The 15,108-nt window shown below is 72.7% G+C and carries 14 protein-coding genes; 11 read left to right on the forward strand and 3 right to left on the reverse strand.

The features are described 5' to 3' along the window. Nucleotides 1-117: 117 nt before the first annotated feature. From ACFUN8_RS06180 to ACFUN8_RS06210, 7 genes are all read left to right on the forward strand, one after another. A complete protein-coding gene (locus ACFUN8_RS06180) occupies nucleotides 118-1,692 on the forward strand; it encodes an ABC transporter substrate-binding protein (RefSeq protein ID WP_383632205.1) in 1,575 nt (524 codons plus the stop codon). Beyond that, complete coding sequence (locus ACFUN8_RS06185) at nucleotides 1,692-2,648, forward strand: ABC transporter permease (protein ID WP_383632208.1); 957 nt, start codon at nucleotides 1,692-1,694, stop codon at nucleotides 2,646-2,648. The genes ACFUN8_RS06180 and ACFUN8_RS06185 overlap by 1 nt, the downstream gene beginning before the upstream one ends. Beyond that, a complete protein-coding gene (locus ACFUN8_RS06190; protein ID WP_383632211.1) occupies nucleotides 2,638-3,564 on the forward strand; it encodes an ABC transporter permease in 927 nt (308 codons plus the stop codon). The genes ACFUN8_RS06185 and ACFUN8_RS06190 overlap by 11 nt, the downstream gene beginning before the upstream one ends. Further along, nucleotides 3,561-5,183: an ABC transporter ATP-binding protein gene (locus ACFUN8_RS06195; RefSeq protein ID WP_383632214.1), complete on the forward strand. Its 1,623-nt coding sequence runs from the start codon at nucleotides 3,561-3,563 to the stop codon at nucleotides 5,181-5,183. Before ACFUN8_RS06190 ends, ACFUN8_RS06195 begins: the two co-directional genes overlap by 4 nt. 118 nt (nucleotides 5,184-5,301) lie before the next feature. Beyond that, nucleotides 5,302-5,949, forward strand: a complete 648-nt coding sequence (locus ACFUN8_RS06200) for a DsbA family oxidoreductase (protein WP_383632217.1) — start codon at nucleotides 5,302-5,304, stop codon at nucleotides 5,947-5,949. Between the two features lie 172 nt (nucleotides 5,950-6,121). Further along, entirely contained in the window at nucleotides 6,122-7,609 is a 1,488-nt protein-coding gene (locus ACFUN8_RS06205) for an MFS transporter (protein WP_383632220.1), read from the forward strand. Nucleotides 7,610-7,822: 213 nt separating this feature from the next. Further along, the gene (locus tag ACFUN8_RS06210) at nucleotides 7,823-8,671 is read left to right on the forward strand and encodes a BTAD domain-containing putative transcriptional regulator (protein ID WP_383632223.1); all 849 of its coding nucleotides are present in this window, start codon (nucleotides 7,823-7,825) and stop codon (nucleotides 8,669-8,671) included. 144 nt (nucleotides 8,672-8,815) lie between these two features. Here the strand turns inward: ACFUN8_RS06210 and ACFUN8_RS06215 are convergent, their stop codons facing one another. Both ACFUN8_RS06215 and ACFUN8_RS06220 read right to left on the reverse strand, forming a co-directional pair. Then, entirely contained in the window at nucleotides 8,816-9,319 is a 504-nt protein-coding gene (locus ACFUN8_RS06215) for a flavin reductase family protein (RefSeq protein ID WP_383632226.1), read from the reverse strand. Beyond that, nucleotides 9,316-10,320, reverse strand: a complete 1,005-nt coding sequence (locus ACFUN8_RS06220; RefSeq protein ID WP_383632229.1) for a beta-ketoacyl-ACP synthase 3 — start codon at nucleotides 10,318-10,320, stop codon at nucleotides 9,316-9,318. The genes ACFUN8_RS06215 and ACFUN8_RS06220 overlap by 4 nt, the downstream gene beginning before the upstream one ends. A gap of 163 nt (nucleotides 10,321-10,483) precedes the next feature. Between ACFUN8_RS06220 and ACFUN8_RS06225 the strand changes: the two genes are divergently transcribed. After that, the gene (locus tag ACFUN8_RS06225) at nucleotides 10,484-10,744 is read left to right on the forward strand and encodes an acyl carrier protein (protein ID WP_383632232.1); all 261 of its coding nucleotides are present in this window, start codon (nucleotides 10,484-10,486) and stop codon (nucleotides 10,742-10,744) included. Nucleotides 10,745-10,779: 35 nt separating this feature from the next. Here ACFUN8_RS06225 and ACFUN8_RS06230 read toward each other — a convergent pair whose 3' ends face one another. Further along, the gene (locus ACFUN8_RS06230; RefSeq protein WP_383632235.1) at nucleotides 10,780-11,883 is read right to left on the reverse strand and encodes an acyltransferase domain-containing protein; all 1,104 of its coding nucleotides are present in this window, start codon (nucleotides 11,881-11,883) and stop codon (nucleotides 10,780-10,782) included. Between the two features lie 231 nt (nucleotides 11,884-12,114). Between ACFUN8_RS06230 and ACFUN8_RS06235 the strand changes: the two genes are divergently transcribed. The 3 genes from ACFUN8_RS06235 to ACFUN8_RS06245 all read left to right on the forward strand — a co-directional run bounded on the left by ACFUN8_RS06235 (nucleotide 12,115) and on the right by ACFUN8_RS06245 (nucleotide 15,049). After that, complete coding sequence (locus ACFUN8_RS06235) at nucleotides 12,115-13,407, forward strand: beta-ketoacyl-[acyl-carrier-protein] synthase family protein (RefSeq protein ID WP_383632238.1); 1,293 nt, start codon at nucleotides 12,115-12,117, stop codon at nucleotides 13,405-13,407. Further along, nucleotides 13,404-14,678, forward strand: a complete 1,275-nt coding sequence (locus ACFUN8_RS06240) for a ketosynthase chain-length factor (RefSeq protein ID WP_383632241.1) — start codon at nucleotides 13,404-13,406, stop codon at nucleotides 14,676-14,678. Before ACFUN8_RS06235 ends, ACFUN8_RS06240 begins: the two co-directional genes overlap by 4 nt. A 116-nt stretch (nucleotides 14,679-14,794) precedes the next feature. Continuing rightward, a complete protein-coding gene (locus tag ACFUN8_RS06245) occupies nucleotides 14,795-15,049 on the forward strand; it encodes a phosphopantetheine-binding protein (protein ID WP_383632244.1) in 255 nt (84 codons plus the stop codon). The last annotated feature ends 59 nt before the right edge of the window (nucleotides 15,050-15,108 follow it).

Here is a 15,108-nt window from a genome sequence, read left to right on the forward strand (position 1 = left end):
CACGGACACAGACACAGGCACGGACACAGACACAGACGAAGACGCCGCCGTCGACACCGGGCCACGGCCCGCACGGACGCCGCACCGTCCACGTTCGAGAAAGCGAAGACACCACCCATGCGCCCACGCCTGTCCAGGTCCCTGGTCTCCGTAATGCTCGCCTCCGCGATCACGCTCACCGGCTGTTCCACGGCGGCCGACGGCGATACCCGCTCGGGGCAGCCCCGCGCCGGCGGCACCCTACGACTCGGGCTCGACTACGACCCGGTCTGTCTGGACCCGCAGCAGTCCGCGCTCGGGCAGAGTCTCGACATCGGACGCCAGGTGGTGGACTCCCTCACCGACCAGGACCCGCGCACCGGCAAGACCGTGCCGTGGCTGGCGACCTCCTGGAAGAGCGACAAGCGCGCGACCCGCTTCACGTTCACACTCCGGCCCGAGGTCACCTTCAGCGACGGCGAACCGCTCGACGCGAAGGCCCTCAAGGCGAACTTCGACGCCGTGCACCGCCTGGCCGCGGCCTCGTCGCGCGGAGCGGTCTACCTCTCCGGGTACCGCGAGACGCGGATCGACGGCCCCCTTACCGCGACAGTCATCTTCAGCACGCCCAACGCCCAGTTCCTGCGCGGGACTTCGACCGTCTCCCTCGGGCTGCTCTCCCCGCGCTCCCTCGCCCGCACACCGCAGGAGCGGTGCACGGGAGAGATCCGGGGCACCGGTCCCTTCACGCTGGGCACGTACCGCGCCAACACCTCCGTCACGCTGAACCGCCGCCCCGGATACGACTGGGGCTCCCCCCTGTGGGCCCGGCCGGGCGGGGCGTACCTGAAGAGCGTCGAATACCGCGTCGTGCCGGAGAACACCACCCGCTCCGGGAGTCTGTCCTCCGGACAGCTCGACGTGGCCACCGCCGTCGCGCCCCAGGACACGGAGCGGTTCACGGGCGGCGGCTTCGCGCTGCTGCGACGCACCGGGCCCGGTGTCGGACTCGCCCTCTACGTCAACAGCGCCCGCCCGGCGCTCAGTGACGTACGGGTCCGGCGCGCACTGCAGAAGGGCATCGACCGCGAGGCGATCGCCGCGACCTTCCTCAGCTCGCCGAAGCTGGCCGCGAGCAGCGTCCTGTCCTCCACCACACCCGACTACACGGACCTCGGCACCCACCTGGGCCATGATCCGGCCGGTGCGAAACGCCTGCTCGACGCGGCCGGCTGGCGCCCCGGACCTGACGGCATCCGCGTCAAGGACGGCGAACAACTGCGCCTCGACGCCGTGTTCGTACGCCAACAGAGTCTGGAACTGGTCCAGCAGCAACTCAAGGAGATCGGTGTACGGCTGGAGTTGAGGCCGCTCACGATCTCCCGCTTCCCGCAGGTGCTCGGCTCCGGGAAGTACGACCTCAGCCTCCAGAGCGCGAACCGGGCCGACCCCGACGTGCTCACCACGGTCTTCGCCGATCAGAGCCCCGTCTCCGACCGCGCGCTCCGTGCCGATCTGAACCGGGCATCGGCCTCCGCCGACGACGCGGAGCGCGAGCGGATCTTCGGCCTGGCCCAGACACGGCTCGTCGACGACGCGCACGTACTGCCGCTCAACGAGGTGGAGGTGACCGTCGCCCGCAGCGACCGGGTGCACGGCCTGGGGCTCGACGCCTCCAACCGGCTGCTGCTGCAAGACACCTGGATCGGCTGATGCTCCGGTACATCGCGCGCCGGACCGGGCGTGTGCTGTTCGTGGTCTGGGCCTCCTACACCCTGACCTTCGTCGTCCTGTTCCTGCTGCCCGGGGACCCGGTGCAGACGATGCTCAGCGGAGCGACCGGCGGCGAGAGCGCGGTGGACCAGGAGCAGGCCGCCGCGCTGCGGCACCAACTGGGGCTCGACCGGCCGGTCGCGGTGCAGTACGTGTCGCTGCTCACCCACGCACTGCGCGGCGACCTCGGAGTGTCGATCCGCAGCGGCGCGCCCGTGACGACCACGCTGGCGGACGCCCTGCCGGACACCCTCGCCGTCGCCGGACTCGCCCTTCCGCTGAGCGTGCTCGTCGCGCTGGTCCTCGCCGTCGGCGGTGCCTGGCCGAGGTCGGCGGCGCTGCGCCGCGCGGCCACCGGACTGCCGTCCCTCGGCACCGCCGTGCCCAGCTTCTGGCTCGGGCTGCTGCTCATGCAGTGGGTGTCCTTCCGCTGGGGTCTGCTGCCCGCGACCGGTGGCGGGCGTTCCCCCGCCGCGATCCTGCTGCCCGCCCTCACCCTGGCCGTCCCGGTGGGCTGTGTGCTGGCCCAGATCCTCGGGCGGGGGCTGCGGTACGCGCTGGCCCAGCCGCACGCCGACGTCGCGCGGGCCCGGGGCGCGGGGCGGGCCCGGTTGCTGTTCGGGCACGCGCTACGCAACGCCTCGGTGCCCGCGGTGGCGATGCTCGGTGTCGTGTGCGGTCAACTCCTCGCAGGCGCCGTACTCGTGGAGACGGTGTTCGCGCGCGACGGGGTGGGCCGGGTCGCGGTGGACGCGGTCACCAATCAGGATCTGCCCGTGGTCCAGGGCGTTGTGGTGCTGGCCGCCGCCGTCACCGCGCTCGTGAACCTCGCTGTGGACCTGCTGATCCCCCTGCTCGATCCCCGGACGGCGACGGAGGTCCACCATGCCGGGTGACGCACTGGACGCGCTCGACCCGCCCGGCGTTCTGGACGAGCGTGCCGAAGACCGCGGGCACGGCGAGAGGGACGTCGCCCCGGCGCGTCGCCGATCCCGTCCGCGCCGCCTCCTGCGCCGTCCCGGTCTGCTGCTCTGCGTCCTGGTGCTCGCGCTGGCTCTGGCCTGGGCGCTCGCACCCGGCCTGTTCACCGGAGTCGACCCGCTGCGCGCGGACCCCGCGAACCGTCTGCTGCCGCCCGGTGCCGGACATCCTTTCGGCACCGACCATCTGGGCCGCGACCTGTACGCACGGGTGGTGCACGGCACCGCGCTCTCGCTGTCCGCCGCACTCCTCGCGGTGGGGCTGAGCCTGCTGGTGGGCGGAGTGCTCGGGGCGGTCGCCGGCACGGCGGGGCGGGCGGTCGGCACGGTCCTGATGCGGCTGGTGGACGTCCTGCTCGCGGTGCCCGGCCTGCTGCTCTCCCTCGCCGTCGTCTCGGCTCTCGGCTTCGGCACCCTCCAAGTGGCCGTCGCCGTCGGCGCGGGCAGCGTCGGGGGGATCGCCCGGGTCACCCGGGCCGAGGTGCTGCGCGTCGCGGCGGGCGACTACGTCGACGCGGCCCGCCTGGCCGGCGTACCGGGCCCCCTGATCCTGCTGCGGCACGTCGTCCCGAACGCGGCGCCGCCGGTCCTGGTACTGGCCGTCCTGGAGTGCGGCACCGCCGTCCTCGGAGTCGCGGCCCTCGGCTTCCTCGGCTTCGGCACCCCGCCGCCGGCTCCGGAGTGGGGAGCCCTCATCTCCGGCGGCCGTGACTACCTGACGGCGGCGTGGTGGCTGACCACCCTCCCGGGGCTCGTGCTCGTGGCGCTGGTGACGTCCTTGCAACGAGTGGGCCGGGCACTGGAACGAGAGGAACGAGAACAGACGTCATGAATTCCTCGGAGCCGTACCTGTCGGAGCCGTACTCCTCGAAGTCGGCCCCCGCGCCGCCGGCCCTGGAAGTGAGCGGGCTGCGCGTGTCCTACGGGGACCGGACAGTGCTGGAGGATGTCGGGCTGAGCGTCGCGCCGGGCGAGGTGCTGGCCGTGCTCGGCGAGTCCGGCTCGGGCAAAAGCACCCTGGCCCAGGCCGTGTTGGGGCTGCTGCCCGTCGGTGGCCGGGTGACCGACGGGCGTATCGCCGTGGCGGGCACCGAGGTCACCGGGCGGTCGCCGCGCGCGCTGCGGGCGCTGCGCGGTGCGGTGGTCGCCCTCGTACCGCAGGACCCCACCGCCTCGTTCGATCCGCTGGTACGGGTCGGGGACCAGGTCGTGGAGAGTCTGCGCGCCCACGGACTGGCCGGACGCCGCGCGGCACGCGAGCGGGCGGTGGACCTGCTCGCCGAGGCGGGCATCGACGACCCGGTACGGGTGGCGCGTTCCTATCCGCACACCCTGTCCGGCGGACAGCGCCAACGGGCCCTGATCGCGGCCGCGTTCGCGGCGCGGCCCCGGCTGGTCGTGGCCGACGAGCCCACCAGCGCGCTCGACGCGACCGTACGGCGCCGGATCATGGACCGGTTCGCCGAGGTGGTGGCCGAGCGCGGGACCGCCCTGCTGCTGATCACCCACGACTTCGCGCTCGCCAGGGAGCGGGCCGACCGGGTGGCGGTGCTGTCGGGGGGCCGGGTGGTCGAGACCGGCCCGGCCGCACGGGTGCTGGACGCTCCCGTCCACCACCGCACCCGCGGCCTCGTCACGGCGGCCCGCCCGCTGCGGCAGGCGGTGCAGGCCCCGCCCGGGGGCGCCGCCGTCGTCCACGCCGAGGCCCTGGTGAAGGAGTACCGCTCGGGCCGGGGGCAGCCGCTGCGCGCGGTCGACGGGGTCGAATTCACCGTGCGGGAGGGCGAGTTCTTCGGGCTGGTCGGCGAGTCGGGCTCCGGCAAGTCGACCACGGCCCGGCTGGTGACCGGGCTGACCCGGCCGACCTCGGGCCGGCTGGAGCACGCGCCGTCGCCGGTCCGCCCCCAACTCGTCCAGCAGAGCCCGTACGCGGCGTTCGACCCCCGCTGGAGCGTGCGCCGTCTCATCGAGGAGCCGCTGCGCGCACGGGGCGACAGCGTCGCGCGGCGCCGCGAGCGGGTACGGGACCTCCTGGAGCTGATGGCGCTCGACGGCGACCTGCTGGGTCGGCGGCCGGCCGAACTCTCCGGTGGCCAGCGCCAACGCGTGGCGCTCGCCCGTGCGTTGGCCCCCGGACCCCGGCTGCTGGTGTGCGACGAGCCGGTGTCCGCGCTGGACCCCCTGGCGCAGCGCCGCATCGTCGAACTGCTGACCAGGCTCCGTGCCGAGCTGGGGCTGACCTGCCTGTTCATCTCCCACGAGCTGCACGTGGTGCGTCAGTTGTGCGACCGGGTGGCCGTCATGCGGGCGGGACGGCTGGTGGAGTCGGGACCGGGCGACGTCGTGCTGCGTACTCCTCGGCACCCGTACACCAGGGAACTCCTCGACGCGGAGGCCGTACGACCCACGAGTCGGTCCACTCCCCGACCCACGACACGCCGGGTCGAGTGATGTGCGTCACGCCGCGACGGCGGTCCGGTCGAGGGGCCTGCATGCCTACTTGGAGGGTTGCGGCTTACCTCAAGGTAGGGGCTTACTCGCAGAACGTCCCCCCTCTAGGCTCCCGAACGTGAACGAGATCACTGTGGAGATCTGGACCGACGTCGTCTGCCCGTGGTGCTTCATCGGGAAGCGGCGGTTCGAGAAGGCCCTGGAGCAGTTCGAGGAGCGGGACGCGGTGCGGGTGCGCTGGCGCAGCTTCGAACTGGACCCGGCCGCCCTGCGCGACACCGAGGAGACCATCCCCCAACGCATGCTCCGGCGCCAGGGCATCCCGCCCGAGCGGGCCGCCGAGCTGCTCGCCGGGGTCAGCGACCAGGCCGCGGCGGAGGGCCTGGAGTACCACCTGGACCAGGCTCGTCCCGTCAACACCTTCGACGCCCACCGGCTGGTGCACCACGCGGACACCCTGGGTCTGGCCGAACGCTTTCAGGAGCGGCTCATGCGCGCCTACACCGCCGAGGGCGCGTCGGTCGCCGACCACCCCACTCTGATCGCGCTCGCCGAGGAGTCGGGGCTCGACACGGGCCCGGTACGTGAGGTGCTCGCCGGCGACACGTACGCCGACGCCGTCAGGGCGGACGAGGACCGTGCGGCCCGACTGGGAGTCTCCGGAGTGCCCGCCTTCGTCATCGCCGAGAAGTGGTCCGTCTCCGGCGCCCAGCCCGTCGACGTGCTCGGCGGACTGCTGCGCCGCGCCCTCGTCGAGACCGCCTGACCCGGCGGGCGGCGCCCCGACCCCCCTCCCGATCTTCCTGAGGGTCGGAGCGCCGCCCGGTCGTACCGCCGCGACCACCGTCGGCACGACCACGACCACGACCACGACACGCGCCCCGCACCGCCGTCGGCTGTCCCGTCCCTCACCACGCCCCGAGAAGAGAGTCCCCCTCATGAGTACGCCCACGGCGCGCTCCGATGCCGCGAACCCGACCGGGGTCCGCCCCGCCGCCGAGCCCCGGCTCGGACTGGTTCTGACCGTCTGCTGTCTCGCCCAGTTCCTCGTCACGCTCAGCGTGGCGATCGTCAACGTCGCACTGCCCAGCATCCAGAGCAGCCTGGGCTTCAGCGCCAGCAGCCTCCAGTGGGTGGTCAACGCCTACACGGTGACCTTCGCGGGCTTCCTGCTGCTCGGCGGGCGGATCGCCGACCTCTTCGGCCGGCGTCGGATCTTTCTGGCGGGCGTCGCCCTCTTCACGCTTGCCAGCCTGGCCGGCGGACTGAGCCAGAACGCCGGCACGCTGGTCGTGGCCCGTGCCGTTCAAGGGCTGGCGGCCGCGGTGATCGCGCCGACCACGCTGGCGGTGCTCGGCACGACCTTCAAGGACCCGCACCAGCGGCACAAGGCGTTCGGCGCCTGGGGCGCCGTGTCCGGCGCGGGCGGCGCGTTCGGTGCCCTGGCGGGCGGGGTGCTCACCGACAGCCTGTCCTGGCGCTGGATCCTGTTCGTGAACATCCCGATCGGCCTGCTGCTCATCTTCGGTGTCCTGCGGGCCATCACGGAGCTGCGTCACGACGGGCAGGGCCGCCGGCTCGACGTCACAGGCGCGGTCACCGTCACCGTCGGCCTGCTCGCCCTGGTGCTCGGCATCGTGCAGAGCGGACCGCACGGCTGGGACTCGGCGCAGACCCTGGTGCCGTTGTTGACCGGTCTCGCGCTGGTGGTCGTCTTCCTGCTGGTCGAGGGGAAGTTCGCGGCCCAGCCCCTGATGCCGCTCGGGATCTTCCGTTCCCGGTCCGTCACCGCCGCCAACGTGGTCGCGATGACGAGCGGGGCCGCGCTGTTCAGCATGTTCTACTTCCTGACGCTCTTCCTCAGCCAAGTACGGGACTACAGCCCGCTGCGCACCGGCTTCGCCTACCTCCCGCTGGCTTTCTCCATCATGGTTGCCGCACAGTTCTCGGCCGCCCTCGTCCGCCGGCTCGGTCCCCGTGCGACGCTGCTGGCGGGTATGGCGCTCACCGCCGGCGGGCTGCTGTGGCTGTCCCGGATCACCGAGGACTCCACCTTCGTCGGCGGACTGCTGGGACCCACGATCATCCTCGGCGCGGGCCAGGGCATCTCGATGTCCGCCTCGGCCATCGCGGGGGTCGCCGGTGTCGCGCCCGAACAGGCCGGTCTCGCTTCGGGGTTGCTCAACGCGACCCGGCAACTGGGCGGCGCGCTGGGCCTCGCCGTCCTCGCGGCGGTCGCCACCTCCCGTATCGACACGGTCCTCGACGAGGGCGGCCGGCCCGCGGCGGCACTCGCCCGTCATGCCTATGCCTCGGGTTACGCGCTGGCCTTCGGGGTGGCGGCGGGCCTGGCCGTCGTCGGTCTGCTGGCCGCGTTCGCCGCGCCCGGCAGGCCGCCGGCGCCGAAGATCCAGGCGGCGAAGTGAATTCCTGAGTTCCCCGGTGCGGCCCGTCGGAAACACGGCGGGCCGCATTTCATGTGATTGACAGAAACGGCGTGACGTCCTTGTGACCTGCGCCACTTTTCGCCTGGCGTTAATATTCGGCTGCCTATCCTGGCTGCGCTTCGGAGGGAGGCGGGTGTGAATAAGCTTTTGGGCTCGTTTCCGCCCATGCGTTTTCGTCCAGGGGAGGAATCAATGGAGATCCAGTTTATGGGTCAACTGTCGCTGCGCTGGAACGGCAGCGAGAAAATACCCTCGGCAGGCAAGCCGCGTACAGTGCTCGCGCTGCTGCTGCTCAACGAGAAGAGGCCGGTCACCACCGGTTCGCTGATTACCGAGCTGTGGGGGGAGAATCCGCCGCGCAGTGCGCTGACCACGCTCCAGACCTACATTCTCCAGCTCCGGAAATGCCTCGCGGCCATGAGCGGTCAAGGTCTTGCCCGAATTTCCAGTAACACGCTCGTCACCTGGCCGTGCGGTTATCTGCTCCGTGTTTCCGAGGACGCGACATCCGATCTGGCCGAATTCCGTCGGCTGACAGGGGCGGGCAGGTCCGCGGAACGGGAGGGCGACATCGTGACAGCCGTGAGCCATTTCCGTGAGGCACTCGGGCTGTGGCGCGGACCGTTGTTCGCCGACATCGAGCACGGACCGGTGCTGCGCGCGGAGGCCGTACGGCTGGAGGAGTGCAGACTCTCGCTGATCGAGCGCTGCGTCGAGGGCGACCTCATCCTCGGCCGGCACCGTGAGGCGGTCAGTGAGCTGTCCGCGCTGATCGCCCAGTACCCCTACCACGAGGAACTCACCGCCCAGTTGATGATCGCCCTGGTGCGCAGCGGGCGACGGCAGGACGCGCTCGCCGTGTTCCGGAATCTGCGCGAGCGGATGGTCGAGGACCTGGGGCTCGAACCCGGCGGACGGCTGCACCGCCTCCAGTACGACATCCTCAGCGGAGACGTGGAGGAGAGCGGCCGGCGCTCCGGCAGCGCCCACGCGACCCAGCTCAGGGGGGCGCAGGGCGCCGACTTCGCGGCCCTGACCTGATCCACCCGTCCGGTTCGTCCGCCGACGAAGTCGGGGGGACCGGAACCGGGGCGGACTCTGCTTGTCCCTGCCTGGCTTGTCCCGGCTCGGCTCGGCTTGTACTGGCCTGGCCCAGCCCGGCCCGCCCGTCCTGACCTGTCCGGCTCAGGCGAGGCCGTGGAAGGCCCGGCCGTAATACACCATGGGCGAGCCCTCTTCGAGCCGTACCCCGCGTACCTCGGCGACCAGGATCGTGTGGTCACCCGCCGGATGACGGTCCCGTACCGCACACTCCAGCTCCACCAGCGCCCCGGCCGCGACCGGAAGACCGCCCGGCGACAGCCCGAAGCCGCCCGCAGCGAACTTGTCGGCACCCCTGGTCGCGAACAGCCCGGCCAGCGGGCGCTGTTCGGCCCGCAGCACACTCACCGCGAACTCCGTACACCCCAGGAACGCCTCGTGCGATTCGGCCGCCATGGACAGGCAGACCAGCACGAGGGGCGGGTCCTGGGAGACCGAGCAGAACGAACTCGCCGTGAATCCCCGCGGAGTGCCGTCCTCCTCCCGGGTGGTGACGATCACGACCCCCGCCGCGAACCGGGCCATGGCCGCACGGAACTCCGCCGGCGCGACCCGGCCCACGGTCCCCGCTCCCGTCGACTCCGTCATGGCAACTCCACCACCTGTCCGGCGTAGTTCAGCCCGGCGCCGAACCCCAGCAGCAGCGCGGTGTCGCCGGTACCCACCGCCCCCGACTCCAGCAAGGCCTCCAGCGCCAACGGCACCGAGGCGGCGGAGGTGTTGCCCGCGCGCACCACATCGCGCGCCACCACGGTGCGGTCCGTCAGGCCCAGCCTCTCGGCCATCAACCCGATCATTCTCAGATTGGCCTGATGCGGGACGAACGCGTCCAGTTGGCCCGCCGTGACCCCCGCCTCCCGCAGCACCCGGTCCGCCGCCGGCGCCACCTCGTCCATGGCCCACCGGAACACCCGTCGCCCGTCCATCCGCATCCACGGCCGGCCCGATTCCGGGTCCGCCGCGAACCGTGCCCAACTCCCGCTCATCCGCAGGGCGTCCGCGTACCGCCCGTCGGCGCCCCGCACCACCGGCGAGATACCGGGCCGCGCGGCAGGGCCGACGACGACCGCGCCCGCCCCGTCCGCGAACAGCACCGAGACCGAGCGGTCCCGCGGATCCACGATGTCCGTCATGCGCTCGGCGCCCACCACGAGCACATGCCGGGCACTGCCCGCCCGTACGGCGTCCGAGCCGATCGCCAGGGCGTGGCAGAACCCCGCGCAGGCCCCCGAGATGTCCACCGCCGCGGCGCCGGACGCGCCGAGTCCCGCCGCGAGCAGCACGGCGAGCGGAGGAGTCTGCACGAGCTGCGACATGCTCGCGACCAGGACGAGGTCCACATCCGAGGGAGCGGTCCCGGCCTGGGCCAGGGCCTTCTCCGCCGCGGCGCGCGCCATCATCGGCAGCGTCTCGTCCGCGGCGGCGAACCCCCGCTCCCGAATGCCGCTGCGGGACTCGATCCATTCCGGCGTGGAGTCGATCGCGGCGCACAACTCCTCGTTGCCCACGACGCGGCGCGGCCGGTAGCCGCCCACTCCCAGAATTCCGCTGTGCTCGGCGCGTGCCGCCGCCCTGATGCTCCCGGTCACACCTGCTCCCTCCGGTTCACCGGGCCCCCGGCGGGGCCCCGGCCCAGCGTCGGCGCCGCGTCTTGAGCCCGGATCGAGCCGGGATCGAGCCACCCCGCGCAGGGTGGACGGCGTCGGGAGAGCCGTGAGCCCGATCCTCGAACCCACCAGAACAGGACGGACCATGAGCGCCTTCACCCTCACCGAGTTCAAGAAGATCGTCGAGCTGAGTTACGAGAAAGAGGCGGCCGGCGCCCTCGACGCCACGGCCCTGGACACCACGTTCACCGACCTCGGCTACGACTCGCTGACGGTCTACGAGTTCGTCACCCGCATCCAGGACGACTACGACGTGACCGTGCCCGACGACGACCTGGACGCGCTCGACACCCCTGGCGCGCTCATCGCCTACGTGGACGACCGGATCGGGCGGACCCGCAACTGACGGCCTGACGGCCTGACAGGCTGTGTGCCTCGGCCTCAAGCGCCGGACGGGACGTCGGCCCGTCCGGCGGCCAAGGTCTCCATCGCCGACTCGAAGACGCGCAGGTCCTCGTCCGTGCCGGCCGTACGGGACGGCAGCAGCCCGACGACATCCACCCGCCCCGCCCGGACCGAGGGGTGGCGCCTGGCCGGTGTGCTCAGGCTCCGGTCGGGCGACGCGTCCAAAAGCACCAGCTTCCGTGCCGGGCTCTCCTCGGCGGCGAGCAACGCGCGCAGGGCCGGCCAGTACAGGACGGGCAGCGCTATCTGGTCGCACCAGAAGGCGGGCCGTACGGCCTCCGCAGGGGTCACGAGGCGGGCCGTACGCGTCGAGTACAACGGCAGCCGGGGCGCGCTCCAGCCCGCTGCCGCCTTTCCCACCGTTCCCGCCGGTTCCAGGGCCGCGCGCAGGGCGCGCGCGGCCCGCGACAGGGACGGACCGTGGAATCCGAGGTCCGAGCGCAGCGCCCGAACCGTCAGCCCGGCCGCCCCCGCCCGCGCCCCGGCGCGCGCCAGCGGCTCCCGCGCGCCGCAAAGGACCGTCTGCCGGGGCCCGTTGACCGCACCGACCGACACCCCGGCGCCGAGGAAGGGACCGACGTCGGCGACGGAGGCCGCCACCGCGAGCATGCCGCCGGGCGGGGCCGTCCGCAGCGCCCGCGCCCGCGCCGACATGAACAGCGCGGCGGTCCGCGCGGGCAGCACCCCCGCGAGGCAGGCCGCGGCCAGTTCGCCGACACTGTGGCCGAGCAGGACGGCCGGCGCCCCGGGCACCCGCGCGGCGACGGCCCGGCCCAGCGCGTGACCCACCGCGAACAGCAACGGCTGCGCCGTGCCTGCCCCGTCGAGAGCCGTATGGGGACCGGGGCGCAGCCACACCTCCCGTAACCGCTCGCCCTCCCCGCCGAGGAGCCCCAGGAACTCGTCGACGGCCCGGGTGAAGACCGGTTCCCGGCCGTGGAGTCCCGCCGCCATCCGCTCCCGCTGGGCACCCTGCCCCGGAAGCAACAGAACCGTACGAGGCACCGCGGCGGGGTCCGCGCCCGCGTCCCCGCCCTGGCGCGCGTCCTGGCCCGCGCCGAACTCAACCGTGTTCCGCAACGAAGTCTCCGCCCGCCGGGGCCCCGGGTCCCGGTCCGGCGGGCCACTGTTCCCGCGAGGTTCGCGCCGGCCGCTCGACGGCCGGTCGATTTCCGCTCCAGCCGCACACCGCCGCCACGGCGAGCCAGGGCGCCACCGATCCTCAAGTCCCTTTCGAGGGGCGGCTCCCAGGATCGTGGGCAGGACCGCGTACGGCACTCCGTCGTCCGGCAGCCCGAGGGGGTTTGTGCAGTGAACCGACATGTCGCCATCACCGGCATCGGTGTGGTGGCCCCGGGAGGGGTCGGCAGAAAGGCGTTCTGGGAACTCCTGACCTCAGGCCGTACCGCCACCCGCGCCATCTCCTTCTTCGACGCCTCGCCCTTCCGCTCACGCATCGCGGCGGAGGTGGACTTCGACCCCGTCGCCCACGGGCTGAGCCCGCGTGAGATCCGCAGAATGGACCGGGCCGCCCAGTTCGCCGTCGTCGCCGCCCGGGAGAGCCTCGCCGACAGCGGCCTCGCCTCGACCGAACTCGACCCGCACCGCATCGGTGTCAGCATCGGCAGCGCCGTGGGCGGCACCACGTCGCTGGAGCGCGAGTACCTCGCCCTGAGCGACAGCGGACGCCAGTGGGAACTCGACCTCTCCTATCTCTCGCCGCACCTCTACGACGCCTTCGTGCCCAGTTCGCTGGCGCGCGAGGTGGCTGCCGAGGTGGGCGCCGAGGGACCGGCCGCCGTCATCTCGACCGGCTGCACCTCCGGCATCGACTCGCTCGGTCACGCGCGCGACCTCATCGCCGAGGGCAGCGCCGACGTGATGATCGCGGGCGGCGCCGACACTCCGATCTCGCCCATCGCCGTCGCCTGCTTCGACGCGATCAAGGCCACGTCGCCCAGCAACGACGACCCCGCGCACGCCTCACGGCCCTTCGACCGCAACCGCGACGGCTTCGTACTGGCCGAGGGAGCCGCCGTACTGGTCCTGGAGGAGTTGGGGCACGCCCGCGCCCGCGGCGCCCACGTCTACGGCCTGCTGTCCGGCTACGCCACGCGCTGCAACGCTTACCACATGACGGGTCTGAAGCCCGACGGCCGCGAGATGGCCGAGGCGATCCGGCACGCTCTCGACGAGAGCCGCACCGACCCCGGCACCGTCGACTACGTCAACGCCCACGGCTCGGGCACCAAACAGAACGACCGTCACGAGACGGCCGCGTTCAAGAGCACGCTGGGTGAGCACGCGTACCGGGTTCCCGTCAGCTCCATCAAGTCGATGATCGGGCACTCGCTGGGCGCGATCGGCTCTCTCGAAATCGCGGCCTGCGCACTGGCCATGGAGTTCGGAGCCGTACCGCCGACGGCGAACCTGGACGAGCCCGACCCCGAATGCGACCTGGACTACGTGCCGCACGAGGCCAGGGAAACCGCCGTCGACACGGTGCTGAGCGTCGGCAGCGGATTCGGCGGGTTCCAGAGCGCGATGGTCCTCACCCGCGACACGGACGTGCGGGCAGCGGTTCCCACAGGAGGCGGCCGATGACCGGCACCACGACGACACGCACCGCACCCGGCGGTACGGCGCCCCGCACGCGTACCCGGGCCGTCTTCACCGGGATCGGCGTCGCCGCGCCCGGGGGCCTCGGTAGGGAGGAATGGTGGGCAGCCACCCTGCGGGGCGAGAGCGCCATCGGGCCGGTGACGGAGTACGACGCATCGGGGCACGCCGGAGCGCTGGTCGGACGCGTCCCCGGCTTCGAGGCGGAGAAGCTGCTCCCGGGCCGACTGCTGCCGCAGACCGACCGGGTCACCCGGTTGGCCCTCGTCGCCGCGCAGGAGGCCCTGGACGACGCGGGGGCCGACCCCGCCACCTTCCCCGAGTACGGCATGAGCGTCGTCACCTCGAACGCGACCGGCGGCTTCGAGTTCACCCACCGCGAGATCCGCAAACTGTGGACCGAGGGACCGAAGCGCGTCAGCGTGTACGAGTCGTTCGCCTGGTTCTACGCCGTCAACACCGGCCAGATCTCCATCCGGCACGGTATGCGCGGCGCGGGCGGCGTCCTCGTCAGCGACCAGGCCGGCGGCCTCGACGCCCTCGGCCAGGCCCGCCGTACGCTGCGCAAGGGGGGCGCGCTCGCCGTCACCGGCGCGCTGGAGTCGGCCCTCGACCCCTGGGGGCTCGCGGCGCACCTCTCCTCCGGTGACTACAGCCGCTCCGGCGATCCCCGCACGGCCTTCCTGCCGTTCGACAGCCGGGCCTCGGGAGCCGTCCCCGGCGAGGGCGGCGCGCTGTTCGCCCTGGAGGACGGCGCACATGCCGAGGAGCGCGGCGCCAGTCAGGTCTACGGCGAACTCGCGGGCTACGCCGCCACGTTCGACCCGCCGCCCGGGTCCCCGCGCCCTCCCGGTCTGGAACGGGCCGCCCGGCTGGCCCTGGCCGACGCGGGCGCCGCCCCCGAGGACATCGACGTGGTCTTCCCCGACGCCGCCGGGGTGTCCGCCCGCGACGACGCCGAGGCGACCGCCCTGCGGAACCTGTTCGGGCCCTACGGCGTGCCCGTCAGCGTTCCGAAGACGCTCACCGGCCGGCTCTCCTCCGGCAGTCCCGCGCTCGACGTGGCCTCAGCGCTCCTCGCCGTACGGGACGGCCTCGTCCCCCCGGCGGTCCACCTGGACCGCCCCGTGCCCGGACACCGTCTCGACCTGGTCAGGGACACGCCCAGGGAGCTGCGGGTGCGTACCGTCCTGGTGCTCGCCCGGGGGCACGGCGGTTTCAACGCCGCCGTCGTCCTGCGCGCTCCGCGGGGCTGAACGGCTCACCCGTACCCGTACACCCGCGTGCCCGTACATCAGAACGCCCGCACGCCCGCACGCCCGCACCGCGTCACCCTCTCCCGTACCTGTCACCACGACCCCAAGGACACACGATGAGCACGATCACCACGGACGACCTCAAGCAGATCCTCGCCGAGTGCGTGGGGGAGGACGAGGACGTCGACCTCGACGGCTCGCTGGACACGTCGTTCACCGACCTCGGCTACGACTCGCTCGCCCTCCTGGAGACGGCGGCGGCCCTCACGCAGCGCTTCGGTGTCGAGCTGTCCGACGACACCGTCAGCCGGCTGGAGACACCCCGGCACCTGCTCGACGAGGTGAACGGCGTGGAGCGGGCCCCGGTGTAGGGGCCCGCCCTCACCGGGCGCACGGCGAAGGGCCGGACGGAGACCACGGGGTCTCCGTC

Origin of the sequence: Streptomyces sp. NPDC057307 (assembly GCF_042667665.1) — a bacterium.
Classification (GTDB): Bacteria; Actinomycetota; Actinomycetes; order Streptomycetales; family Streptomycetaceae; genus Streptomyces.

What these genes read in the sequence shown, in the direction of transcription:
- ACFUN8_RS06180 (WP_383632205.1), top strand. Translation starts at nt 118, where the DNA reads ATGCGCCCACGCCTGTCCAGGTCCCTGGTCTCCGTAATGCTCGCCTCC.
- ACFUN8_RS06185 (WP_383632208.1), top strand. Translation starts at nt 1,692, where the DNA reads ATGCTCCGGTACATCGCGCGCCGGACCGGGCGTGTGCTGTTCGTGGTC.
- ACFUN8_RS06190 (WP_383632211.1), top strand. Translation starts at nt 2,638, where the DNA reads ATGCCGGGTGACGCACTGGACGCGCTCGACCCGCCCGGCGTTCTGGAC.
- ACFUN8_RS06195 (WP_383632214.1), top strand. Translation starts at nt 3,561, where the DNA reads ATGAATTCCTCGGAGCCGTACCTGTCGGAGCCGTACTCCTCGAAGTCG.
- ACFUN8_RS06205 (WP_383632220.1), top strand. Translation starts at nt 6,122, where the DNA reads ATGAGTACGCCCACGGCGCGCTCCGATGCCGCGAACCCGACCGGGGTC.
- ACFUN8_RS06210 (WP_383632223.1), top strand. Translation starts at nt 7,823, where the DNA reads ATGGAGATCCAGTTTATGGGTCAACTGTCGCTGCGCTGGAACGGCAGC.
- ACFUN8_RS06215 (WP_383632226.1), bottom strand. Translation starts at nt 9,319, where the DNA reads ATGACGGAGTCGACGGGAGCGGGGACCGTGGGCCGGGTCGCGCCGGCG.
- ACFUN8_RS06225 (WP_383632232.1), top strand. Translation starts at nt 10,484, where the DNA reads ATGAGCGCCTTCACCCTCACCGAGTTCAAGAAGATCGTCGAGCTGAGT.
- ACFUN8_RS06240 (WP_383632241.1), top strand. Translation starts at nt 13,404, where the DNA reads ATGACCGGCACCACGACGACACGCACCGCACCCGGCGGTACGGCGCCC.
- ACFUN8_RS06245 (WP_383632244.1), top strand. Translation starts at nt 14,795, where the DNA reads ATGAGCACGATCACCACGGACGACCTCAAGCAGATCCTCGCCGAGTGC.